This window comes from Priestia sp. ABM2_011, assembly GCF_056158845.1.
In genome coordinates, this window is record NZ_JBSWUB010000001.1 from 3,132,781 (window position 1) to 3,145,041 (window position 12,261).

General features: G+C 39.8%; 10 protein-coding genes. 3 read left to right on the forward strand and 7 right to left on the reverse strand.

Annotated elements, in window-relative coordinates; all coding sequences use genetic code 11:
* Complete coding sequence (locus ACXAE4_RS16875) at window positions 1-1,578, reverse strand: spore germination protein (protein ID WP_034265842.1); 1,578 nt, start codon at window positions 1,576-1,578, stop codon at window positions 1-3.
* A gap of 505 nt (window positions 1,579-2,083) precedes the next feature.
* Here ACXAE4_RS16875 and ACXAE4_RS16880 point away from each other — a divergent pair.
* Window positions 2,084-3,703, forward strand: a complete 1,620-nt coding sequence (locus tag ACXAE4_RS16880; protein WP_013083037.1) for an ABC-F family ATP-binding cassette domain-containing protein — start codon at window positions 2,084-2,086, stop codon at window positions 3,701-3,703.
* Between the two features lie 39 nt (window positions 3,704-3,742).
* Here ACXAE4_RS16880 and ACXAE4_RS16885 read toward each other — a convergent pair whose 3' ends face one another.
* The 5 genes from ACXAE4_RS16885 to ACXAE4_RS16905 form a co-directional block, all read right to left on the reverse strand.
* Window positions 3,743-4,627: a DMT family transporter gene (locus ACXAE4_RS16885; protein WP_155010170.1), complete on the reverse strand. Its 885-nt coding sequence runs from the start codon at window positions 4,625-4,627 to the stop codon at window positions 3,743-3,745.
* A 64-nt stretch (window positions 4,628-4,691) separates the two neighbouring features.
* The gene (locus tag ACXAE4_RS16890) at window positions 4,692-5,408 is read right to left on the reverse strand and encodes a helix-turn-helix transcriptional regulator (protein WP_028413465.1); all 717 of its coding nucleotides are present in this window, start codon (window positions 5,406-5,408) and stop codon (window positions 4,692-4,694) included.
* Window positions 5,409-5,435: 27 nt separating this feature from the next.
* Window positions 5,436-6,065: a hypothetical protein gene (locus ACXAE4_RS16895; RefSeq protein WP_028413466.1), complete on the reverse strand. Its 630-nt coding sequence runs from the start codon at window positions 6,063-6,065 to the stop codon at window positions 5,436-5,438.
* Window positions 6,066-6,125: 60 nt separating this feature from the next.
* Window positions 6,126-7,136, reverse strand: a complete 1,011-nt coding sequence (locus tag ACXAE4_RS16900) for an LLM class flavin-dependent oxidoreductase (RefSeq protein ID WP_028413467.1) — start codon at window positions 7,134-7,136, stop codon at window positions 6,126-6,128.
* Between the two features lie 130 nt (window positions 7,137-7,266).
* Window positions 7,267-8,484 (reverse strand): MFS transporter, encoded by a 1,218-nt coding sequence (locus ACXAE4_RS16905; RefSeq protein WP_028413468.1) that lies wholly within the window; start codon window positions 8,482-8,484, stop codon window positions 7,267-7,269.
* Between the two features lie 140 nt (window positions 8,485-8,624).
* Here ACXAE4_RS16905 and ACXAE4_RS16910 point away from each other — a divergent pair, with 140 nt between their 5' ends.
* Complete coding sequence (locus ACXAE4_RS16910; RefSeq protein ID WP_013083031.1) at window positions 8,625-8,906, forward strand: acylphosphatase; 282 nt, start codon at window positions 8,625-8,627, stop codon at window positions 8,904-8,906.
* Window positions 8,907-8,989: 83 nt separating this feature from the next.
* Complete coding sequence (locus ACXAE4_RS16915; protein WP_013056911.1) at window positions 8,990-9,766, forward strand: 3-hydroxybutyrate dehydrogenase; 777 nt, start codon at window positions 8,990-8,992, stop codon at window positions 9,764-9,766.
* Between the two features lie 37 nt (window positions 9,767-9,803).
* Here ACXAE4_RS16915 and ACXAE4_RS16920 read toward each other — a convergent pair whose 3' ends face one another.
* Entirely contained in the window at window positions 9,804-12,215 is a 2,412-nt protein-coding gene (locus ACXAE4_RS16920) for a S8 family serine peptidase (RefSeq protein ID WP_028413470.1), read from the reverse strand.
* Window positions 12,216-12,261: the final 46 nt, after the last annotated feature.

The following is a 12,261-nucleotide window of genomic DNA, read 5'->3' on the forward strand; positions in this document are numbered from 1 at the left end:
CTATCCTTTTCGTAGAGAATCTTTGGTGTGCATCATCTTTGGACGTCTTTTCATCATCATAAGAGGCATACGGACCATCAAGTCTTTCCATTCACTTAAACGATAGGGTACCGCTGGACTCATGTAAGATACGCCAAAACTTTTTAGTTTCACCAAATGACTGGTCATAAAAAGGAAAAATAAAACGACGCCGTATAATCCAAGTATGGCAGCACATAGCATAGCTATGAAGCGAAGAATACGCAATGAAATCCCGACGCTATATTGCGGAATAGCAAACGATGAAATGGCAGTTAACGCCACAATAATCACTAAAATAGGGCTAACAATCCCTGCCTGCACAGCAGCTTCTCCAATAATTAATCCACCGACAATTCCCATTGCTGGACCAATTGGTTTTGGTAACCTGAGTCCAGCTTCTCTCAAGATTTCGATAGCTATTTCCATGAATAAGGCTTCTATAAGGGCTGGAAACGGCACTCCAGACTTTGTTCCTATAATGGAAATAGCCAATTTAGTCGGAATCATCCCTGGGTGGAACGAAATAAAAGCAATATACAAAGCCGGTGTAAAAAGGGAAAGAACTACTGCAATATAACGAAGAAAACGAATAAATGTACCGGGAATCCACCTTTCATAATAATCTTCCGGCGACTGTAGCATCATGCTAAACGTAACGGGGGCAATCAAAGCAAAAGGCGTCCCGTCTAATAAGATGGCTACTCTCCCTTCCATCAAAGCAGCAATTACACGATCAGGACGCTCCGTATTCTGCACCTGAGGAAATAGGCTAAGGTAATTATCTTCAATGAGTTGTTCCACATATCCTGACTCCGGTACATTATCAAGATCAATTTTTTTAATTCGTTTTTCTACTTCTTCAACTAGTTCTGGATCAACAATTTCCTTTATGTAAGCAACAACTAAGTCTTTTTTGGAACGCTTTCCTACTTGAAATTTCACCAGCGACAAATTTTCAATGTCTCCGCTTCCTCTTAATAAAGAAGTATTATCACTTAAAGATTCAGTGAAGCCTACTCTCGGTCCTCTCACTAATGCTTCTGATACGGGCTCTTCAATCGTCCTTGTTTTCACTTTGCTTGTACCAAGAATTAAAGCAGGTGATATTCCGTCAATTAAAAGAGCCGTAGATCCTGTTAAGACTTTTGATGTTACTTCTTTAATGAAATGAACCTCTTCTACATCACTGATTGATAATACTTGGCTTTTAATAAACTGTTTTGAAAGGCTTTCCTTTACGTAAAGCTGATCCTGTTGGTATTCTTTTGAAAAATCAGCCATCAATGATGACAAAATATGTTTTTCAATAAGATCTTTATCTGATAGCCCCTCTACAAAAATAATAGCTGCCTGAATGCCTGTACGTCCTATAATAAACTCCCGAAAATGAACGTCGGAGTTATGACCAATTTCATTTTTAACTGCTTTTAGAGTTAAAGCTAAATGATCCGTAACATGATTAGATGAATTTTGAGATGTAAATTCCTGTTTGTTTTCCTTTTCATTCGCATGGTTTCCTATTTTTTTTATTGTTGATCTCCATTTTTTCACTTTCATCACTCTTCCTCTGAATTACGAATCCCGCTTAATAATTTGTAGATTATATACGGGATGAAAAAAACCAGAACTGCTTGTATAAAAACTGGCCCTTCTGGAAGATAGGAAACAACTAATTTCCACATAATCATCACCCTATTTATGTCCATATCAAAGCAATTTTAGAAATAAGCATCCGTAAAATATCAGTGTTTACTTCATAGAAATTCTTTTATTTACCAGGTAGTATTATTCTTCTTTTTGTTTCTTATACAAAGGAATACAACATCCATCTTAAAAATGAAAAAGAGCTGCTTACTGAAGGCTTAGATATACTAGTTTGCTGCTCAAAGTTTTGGTGAATGCTAGAATAATCAAGCGTTACCGCTCAAAAAATCCCTTAAATGGTTGACGAGTGCTTAAAGTGTCGGTTACACTTTATGTTTGAAATATTGTATTCATATCGCTCTTATCTCAAAAGAATGGTATAATTTTATAGATATTGAATTTGGAGGACTGCTCATACATGATTACAGTTAGTAATGTAAGTTTACGATTTGGCGACCGAAAGTTATTTGAAGATGTGAATATTAAATTCACGCCTGGTAACTGCTATGGATTAATCGGCGCAAACGGTGCTGGAAAATCAACGTTTTTAAAAATTTTATCTGGTGAAATTGAATCTCAGACTGGTGATGTACATATGGGCCCTGGCGAACGCCTTGCTGTCTTAAAACAGAACCACTTCGAATATGAAGATCAAGAAGTTATGAAAACCGTTATTATGGGGCACGCTCGCCTTTATGAAGTAATGCAAGAAAAAGATGCTATTTATATGAAAGCAGACTTCACAGATGAAGACGGAATGAAAGCTGCTGAGCTTGAAGGTGAATTTGCTGAATTAAACGGTTGGGAAGCAGAATCAGAAGCGGCTATTCTTTTAAAAGGATTAGGTATTTCTGAAGATCTTCACGCAAAAAAAATGGCTGAACTAACGGGTAGTGAAAAAGTAAAAGTGCTTCTTGCACAAGCTTTATTCGGAAAACCTGATGTACTACTTCTAGATGAGCCTACGAATAACTTGGATATCCAAGCAATTCAATGGTTAGAAGAGTTCTTAATTAACTTTGAAAACACAGTCATTGTTGTATCACATGACCGTCACTTCTTAAACAAAGTATGTACGCACATTGCTGACCTTGACTTCAGTAAAATCCAAGTCTACGTTGGTAACTATGATTTCTGGTATGAATCAAGTCAATTAGCACAAAAAATGGCGTCAGATGCAAACAAGAAAAAAGAAGAAAAAATTAAAGAGCTTCAAGCCTTTATCGCTCGCTTTAGCGCAAATGCATCGAAATCAAAACAAGCAACGTCTCGTAAAAAATTGCTTGATAAAATTTCATTAGATGACATCCGTCCTTCTTCTCGTCGTTACCCATACGTGAACTTCACGCCGGAACGTGAGATTGGAAATGACGTACTTCGCGTTGAAGGTTTAACAAAAACAATTGACGGCGTAAAAGTACTTGATAACGTAAGCTTTATTATGAATAAAGATGACAAGATTGCTCTTGTAGGCCGAAACGAACTTGCAAATTCAACATTAATGAAGATTTTAATGGGTGAAATGGAAGCAGACAGCGGTACGTACAAATGGGGTGTCACAACGTCTCAAGCCTTTTTCCCAAAAGACAACTCCGAGTACTTTGAAAACGGAGATTTAAACTTAGTAGACTGGCTGCGTCAGTATTCACCTAATGATCAAAGCGAAAGCTTCTTACGCGGTTTCTTAGGCAGAATGCTATTCTCTGGTGAAGAAGTGTTGAAAAAAGCCAACGTTCTTTCCGGAGGAGAAAAAGTTCGCTGTATGCTTTCTAAAATGATGCTAAGCGGTTCAAACGTTCTTTTACTAGACGATCCTACGAATCACCTTGACTTAGAATCAATCACAGCACTAAACAACGGACTTATCAGCTACAAAGGTTCAATGATTTTCACATCTCATGACCATCAGTTCGTTGAAACGATTGCGAATCGTGTGATTGAAATTACGCCAAATGGAGTAATTGACAAGCAAATGACGTACGATGAGTATTTAGAAGACAGCAACCTGCAAAAACAAGTAGCTAGCATGTACGCTTAATAAAAAATCCCCCCGTTCTTTAAAGAACGGGGGGATTTTTTATATATGCACCTCTTGATTTAGCGATGACTTCGGAGAATACGTTAAAAACGCTAAGCTAGCAAATACTAGTGCTGCTCCGCATATGTTTACCAAAGTTAGAGATTCTCCTAAGAAAAAGACGCCAAGTAAAAAAGCGGTAACGGGCTCTGCTAACGATAACGTTACGGCGGTAGACGCTTGCACTGACTTAAGCGCTGTAGAAAATAATACATAAGCAATCGCCGTCGTAAGTATTCCTAAATGAAGAGCAATCCCCATTCCATTTAAAGAGACTAGCCAGCTCATATCGTACATAAACCAGCATGGTATCAGTAAAACGGCGGCGGCTGTGAACACAAGCGAAGCTCCTACTTGCGGATCAACATGCTGAACAATTTTTTTATTGACAGTCGTATAGCAAGCAAAAGACGCCCCTGCTCCTATCGCCATACCCAAACCTATCACGTCGATTTGAGTATCTTTTTTTAACAGCAAGCAGCTGCACCCTATAATACCAGTAACCGTAGCAAGCAACCATTTTTTTGTAGGTTTCTTGCGGTACACTATGTAATCTAATACTCCTGACAAAACAGGCGCACTGCCAATTGCCACCATTGTGCCTACTGCAACACCCGTTGTGATAACGGCTGAAAAAAACAGCGGCTGATAAGCGGCCATGCTTGCTGCAGCAACCGCCAGAGGCAAAATAGGAAGACGTCTTACGTCCACATTCTTTCTTTGTGTAAGACAAGCTGCAAGAAGCGACAGTCCCCCTACCGCTAAACGTACGGCTCCAATCGCCACGGAATGCGCTTCAGCAGATGCTAAAGCTTGGGCGGTTCCTGTTGTTCCCCACAAAACTGCGGCACATAAAATAAGTATTTTTGATAATGAAGTATTCATCGTTTCATCCCCTTTCTTTTATCATAGCTAAAAGAAAGAAAAAAGTTTTTCCACTTTTACGATCTTATTTGTCTGTTTTTAAGATACTTCGATATCGCGTCGGTGAGACTCCCTCTTGTTTTGCAAACCATTTCGTAAATGAAGACAAGCTGTGATAGCCCACTTCATGCGCAATATACGTTACCGAGTAGCTGCTCTCTTTTAGCAGTTCTTTTGCTTTATTTAAACGTATATGCGCTACATAGCTTTGAGGCGAATAACCCGTTTTTTGTTTAAACCAAGTGGAAAAATAGGCAGGATGATAATTTTCCAGCTTAGCAAGACTTTCTATATTTAACTCTTGATTGAAGTTAGCATGAAGGTAATCAATGGATTTAAACGTTTGTTTCTTTGGCAAATAATGCTGAACGTAACGGACTAAATCTTCAAGCGCCCCCCTGTCAGTGCTTTTTTGAAGCCCCTCAAGTAACAGGTAGCGAAGTGCTTTCCACGTTGAATCCCATTGAATAAAAGCTGCTTCTTGAGAAAGATGCGCACTTTCTGTAAATTTCAAAGGAATATCAACAACCAAACATTCATTTGTATTTTTAGCTTGATACGTATGCAGTTGACGAGGCGGAATGTAAAAGCATCCTTCTTGCAGCGTTAAGTGCTGCTCGCTTGCTTGAATATCAAGAGCACCTGCTAGCGGAAACAAAAGCTGACTGTAGTTATGATCATGAGTATGAGGTGAATAGCTGTAGGCTCTTTTTTCGCAAATAATTTCACGTAGCGTATCCATTTTGTTCTCCTTTCCTTATTTCCTGTCTCACAGAAGCTGTTCTATGCCGTCCAAAACGGTTCCCAGCACCCTTAACGATTCTGCTGGAGCATACAAAACATCCAATGAATGATCGGCATTTTCGATGACTGCAATATTCATTGGATTTGTTTTTAATCGATAAACTTCTTCAGTATAATAGTGATCACCACTTCCTATTACAAGAAGACCTTTGTGAGAGCTTTTTAGTAAACTTTCAAACAGTTCTGTTCTTGTTAAAAGCGGCGTCAGTAAAAGCATCACTGCGTCTTTGTAAACTTCATCTTTCATAACTCGCTGAATTAGAGGAATGGTCCCAAGCGATTTCCCTGCAAATATGATATCTTTATAGCTATTTTGAGGCAAAACGTCCTGCAGCACTAAACAAATGTCTTTCATCATAACGTCTGCAATCTCATCTGTAGACTTTGTCATCAGCTCTTTTGAATATGTATAGTGAATCTGAACCACGTCAATTCCGTGTTTTATCATCAGCATCGTTACATAATACAACAGGGGCTTTTCGTACGTATAGCCTAGCCCTGAAAACATAAAGCAAATGCGAGGCCCTCCTGTTTTAATATATGTATAGGTAATCTTATTAGTTTGGCTGCTTACACTTTTTTGCTCTACTTGCATGTCACTCCTCCTTTTTAAATATTCTAACATTTAATTACGTAAAAAAACCCCATCTTTTTCTTAGAAAAATGAGGGTTGAGGAAATAGCTCTGCAAGCAGTTGATAAGACTTCTTTTTTGCTTCATAATCATGGATATTTGTAATAATTAAAAATTCGTCGTTATCGTATTTTTGCTGCAGCTGCGTTAATCCTTGTTTTACTTCAGCTGGATTTCCTACGATCATACGAGGACGATTGGTGCTTATTTTTTTAAGCTCTTCTTCTGAATAAGAACGATTGCGCACTTCTTCTATCGATGAAACCGTTGTGTCTCCGCCTTTGGCTACTTTCAACAGCCAATCATCTAGCGTTTTGGCGTGCTCCTCGGCTTCTTCTGTTGTTTCTGCACATACAACAAATACACATACGTTGGTTTTAGGCTTTGATTGATACGAAGAAGGGATAAATTCTTGTTTATAATGACGAATGGCTTCTTGTCCACCAACTGAATAAATAAAGTGTCCAAACGTAAAAGAAATGCCCAGCTCAGCAGCTGATCTTGCTCCTCTTTTATTGATACCAAGATGCCACAGTTCCGGCTTTGTTTCACTTAACGGATAAGCTGTCACACCGTAATACGGATGATCAGACGGCAAATTATGCTCAAGATGCCCTTTTAACGCCTGAATTTGACGCGGAAATTCATTGAGGCTTTTACGTACTCCATCTGTAAGCGCTAGCCGCGTCAGCGCATCTCCTCCCGGTGAGCGTCCAAGACCTAAATCGATTCGGTTCGGAAACAGATTTTCAAGCAGCTGAGCATCTTCTGCTACTTTATACGGACTGTATTGAGGAAGAAGGACTCCTCCAGATCCAATTCGGATTCGGCTCGTTTGAGAAGCTAAGTGCGTCATTAAAAGAGTTGGAGATGAGCCTGCAAGACCGTTCGTATTATGATGTTCCGCTACCCAAAAGCGGTGGTAGCCCAACTTTTCCGTTAATTTTGCCAGTTCCACCGTACGTTTTAACGCTTCCTTTGGTGTTGATCCGCTTGAAACTGGAGACTGATCCAATACGCTTAGCTTAATCATAGCTGATTCTTCCTTTCGATTTTCAATTTCTATTGTATCTATTGTAGGAGAAAAATATGAATTCGTCTTGAAATTTGCTTCACGCTCATAAAAAAAGCAAATGCTAAGGCGCGTTTGCTTTTTCTTTTTCTTATTTTGCTTCGTGTATTTCTTTCACACGCTTATCGCTCGGCAACAGCCATGTTAACAGCCCTAGGATTGGTAAATAGCTGCAAAACAGCATAATAAACTGAAGGCTGAAGACATCGGCTAATTTACCGAATACAACAGCTCCTAAAGCTCCCATCCCAAAAGCAAGCCCTACAATTAAGCCGGAAACCAAGCCAATTTTCCCCGGCATCAGCTCTTGAGCATAGACGACCGTGACGCTGAAACTTGACTGGAGAATAAAGCCGATTAGTATTAAAAGAGGCGCTGCGACTCCGAGAGAAACGTGAGGGAGTAATAAAGTAAACGGTACTGACCCTAACATAGAAAACAATAAAATATTTCGTTTTCCGAAACGATCGGCAAGCGGACCTCCAAAGAATGTTCCAAACACCCCTGCAATCATAAATAAAAAAACGTAAAGCTGAGCGCTTTTGATAGGCAAATTAAATTTTTCAATAATATAAAACTGAAAGAAATTAAGGATGCCTGCTCCGTACCATGAACGTGCAAAAACGAGAAAAATTAAAAGTCCAATCGCAAAAATAATTTGCTTGTTCATCGTAAATGAAGCATCTGACTGCTTTTTCTTCAAGCGTTGACGAGTAGCTAACTCTGATTTATACCATTTAGACACGCTGTATAAAACCACTACGCCAATACCTGCAATTAACGTAAACCAAATTGTTCCAAACTGACCAAGTCCGATAAAGATAAATGCCGTAAACAGCGGAGCCATCGACTGTCCAGTATTCCCGCCAACTTGATAAATAGACTGTGCCAGCCCCCGCTTTCCTCCTGCTGCCATATACGCTACGCGAGAACCTTCCGGGTGAAAAATAGCGGATCCGAATCCTACAAATAAAACAGATATAATCACAAAATAAAAATTTGGCGCTAAAGCGAGTCCAACCATACCAATCATGCTTAAACACATTGCAATTGGCAATAAAAACGGCGAGGGACGCTTATCGGCAAATACGCCGAATACCGGCTGCATAATCGATGACGTCATGTTTAAAGCAAAGGCAATCCAGCCGATTTGCGTGTAGTTTAAATTCATCGATTTTTCAAGGACTGGAAAAAGTGCCGGTATAACAGACTGCATACAATCATTTAGAAAATGTCCTAAACTAATAGCAAATAAAATACGGTAAATCGTCGCCGGCTGCGCTTGCTGCGTTCGTGCTGCTGCTTGCATTCATAACCCTTCTTTCTTATTTAATCTACATTAAAACTGTTAAAGTCTTACAATGTCTTTTTCTATTATACAGTGAAAAGTAAAATTATAGTTGTTTTCTTTTTTATAAAAAAGGGAAAATTGCCTGTGAGGTGAGAACAGTGAAAAAACATGTGCATATGATTGTAGACGGACGCGTTCAAGGGGTTGGGTTCCGTCACTACACGCAGCTAAAAGCAATGGAATGCTCCATTAACGGATGGGTACGAAATCGAGACGATCAAAAAGTAGAAATTGATGCTGAAGGTGAAGAAAGTAATATCCAAAAATTTATTGAAGAAATTAAAAAAGGTCCCTCGCCGTTCGCTTCTGTCAGCAATGTGGAAGTAAAGGTAGTAAACACCCCTTCCCACACCCATTCTTTTCGCGTAAAGTACAGTTAAAATACTCGCTAAATTAAGATAATTTTTGATAAAATGGAAAAGTAAGCGATTTTATATCATCTACATATAAGGGGGAAAAAACGATGGTTGAAAACAAAATTGTGTTAATTACAGGTGCAGCTCAAGGTATTGGTTATCAAATTGGTGAGCGCTTTGCTGAAGACGGAGCGACTGTTGTCTTAACTGACTTGAATGAAGACGGAGTTAAGAAAGCAGCAGACAAATTGAAGACAAAAGGCTACGAAGCATTAGGCATTAAAGCAGATGTGACAAATGAAAGTGACATTGAACAAATGATTGCTCAAACGGTTGAAACATATGGCCGCCTTGATGTATTAATTAACAATGCTGGCATGCAATTTGTTTCCCCGCTCGAAGAATTTCCTACTGAAAAATTTGAACTTTTAACGAAAATTATGCTTGTTGCACCTTTTGTTGCGACTAAGCATGCGTTTCCTATTATGAAAAAGCAAAAATTCGGCCGCATTTTGAACATGTCTTCCATTAACGGATTGATTGGTTTCTCAGGAAAAGCGGCATACAACAGTGCTAAGCACGGCGTGATTGGCTTAACGAAAGTGGCTGCTCTTGAAGGTGCGGAGCACGGCATTACGGTAAATGCGATTTGCCCTGGTTATGTTGATACACCGCTTGTTCAAAATCAATTAAAAGATTTAGCACGTACGCGAAATGTAGCGCTTGAAAAAGTACTAGAAGAAGTTATTTATCCTCTTGTTCCTCAAAAACGCTTGCTGGCAGTTGATGAAATTGCAGACTACGCAATGTTTTTAGCAAGTGATTTAGCAAAAGGCGTCACCGGCCAAGCTGCTGTGATCGATGGAGGATATACGGCTCAATAAAAAAAGAGTGTCAGTTAGACTGGCACTCTTTTTTTATTTATTGAATTTCAAATTCTCCTAAAGAACCGGTCGTCTGACCTGCTTTTACTGCTTCTGCGTATAAATAATACGTTCCCGCTGGAAGAGCTTCACCATTAATTTTTCCGTCCCACGTTGCGCTAGAGAATCCTTTTCCTACATTCGTATACGAACTTAACAATTCCCCTTTTTCTAGCGTTGCATCGTAAATGTAATAGCTAAGCTTCTCTGCTCCTCCTGGTAAATAACTGCCGTATTCAAATGAGCCATTTCCTAGTACATCTACATACGCAGAAGTAACGCGAGGATAATCCGGCTCTTTTACAAATAAGATCGTTGGAACATCGTACGTTTCTTTATTGTTACTTACCGTAATGGTCCCTTCGTAATAGCCAGGAGATAATTTCCCCGCATCTACTTTTACATTGAGATTTACTTTTTGCGTTTTTCCTGCATTAACAACTAAATCGTTTGTTGATTTAACGTCAATTGCTTGATGGCTTTTCTTAAATTTCACTTTGACCGAGTATTTTTGACTGTGATTTGATAGATTTTTAATCTTAAAGCTTTGTTTTTCTACTTGTTTCCCTTTATCTTTATAAAAGACGCCGTACGAGTGACTTCCTGGGGTGATAAGCGTTTTTGCTTTAATTGCATCTACTACGCGCATGCTTCCTGCACCTTGCGTATTATGAGGGTAAATGAGCCCGTTGCGGTCACGAAGCAGTTCCGTTGTGTTCATTAAAGATGCTTTTACGTCTTCTACTTTATAATTGGGATGCGCCTGTAAAATTAACGCTGCTGCTCCTGCTACGTGCGGTGCGGCCATACTTGTGCCTTGTTTTGATCCATATCCATGAGGATTGCTCGGATCATCTGTTGGCACTGTACTGATAATATCGACTCCCGGTGCCGAAATGTCCGGCTTAATCATCCACGTATCCACAACGGGTCCGCGAGACGAAAAGTCAGCCATTGTTTCATCGACTGTCTGATCAAATGTTGCGTTAAAAGAGCCGGTGACGGATCCTTTTGCTAAAGAAGCTATCAAAGCTTGTCCATCGGCTTTCGATAGGCGAATACTCGGCAGAGATGTACCTGGAATATCAGGAATTGTTCCTTCTACGTTATTGTAAATGACTGTTGCAACAGCGCCGGCTTTTTTCGCATTGTCAACTTTATCTACAAATGCAATGTCACCGCGGGAAATAACCGCTACTTTTCCTTTTACATCCTTTCCTTCAAAGTCTTCTGGTTTTCCAAGTCCGACAGGGACAAATTCATAATTTTTACCGCTTGCATCCAGTAACGCCTTGTCGTTTGGAAAGCCCATTACTTCAGCTGAAGCATAGCTTGCGTTATCTACGGTTAATGTCGTTTTATACAAATTGTAAGGAAGCTGAGTCGCACCAACTGAAATAGCTTCACGAGACGTTCCCGGAGAGCCTACTGTCCAGTTAGCTGGTCCACTGTTTCCATTTGATGTAACGGCTACTACTCCTTCTTCCATTGCCCAATCTAATGCAATACTCGTTGCCAAGTCCGGATTATTAATCGTATCTCCAAGCGACAGGTTCATTACATCCGCCCCGTCTTCTACCGCACGTTCAATACCGGCAATTACGTCTTCTGTTGAACCTGTTCCTCCTGGGCCTAGTACACGATACGCAAGTAAATGAGCATCAGGAGCTATCCCTTTAATTTTCCCGTCCGCTGCAATTGTTCCCGCTACGTGCGTACCGTGCGTTGTCGCTTCGCCTTTTGGATCTCCAGCCGGCGTTTCTTGAGGGTCTTTGTCATCATCAACAAAATCCCATCCTTTATATTTCTCAAACGCCGACTTTAAATCCGGGTGGTCGTAATCAACGCCTGTATCGATAACAGCTACGGTCATATTTTTACCTGTATATCCTGATTTCCACGCTTGATCTGCTCCCACGTAGTAAATGCTTTTATCCATTTCAGAACCGTATTCTTCGGCGCTCACTTCTTTCGATTTCACTTCTGTTGTATGATATTCAACGCTTGGATAAATAGCTTTTACTCCAGGTAAACTTGCTACTTTTTCAAGGTCATTAGCCGGAAGTTCCGCTGAAAACCCAGAAAACACTTGGTCGTATTCTCGCTTTACTTTTGAAGTTTTAGAAGCTTTTGAAAGTTCTTTTTTCACTTCGTCACGCGCTTTTTTAATCTTTCCTTTACTTTGCGCTACTCCTTTTTTCTTGGCTTCCGCTACAGACTCTTCATTTAACTCCACAATAACTTTTACTTTTTTAGCCGATTTTAAGTTATAGTCTCCTTGAATTTTAACTAGTGACGGTTCCAGCGCCGGCTTTGAATTTCCATTAGCCGATGCTCCCATTGCAAAAGAAGATAAAGCAACCGAAAATGCTACTGTACTCAATACAGCCCGAATTGATACTTTTTTCATCGTTTTTCCCTCTCCATTTCTCTCTATAATTCGTACGACTATGTAT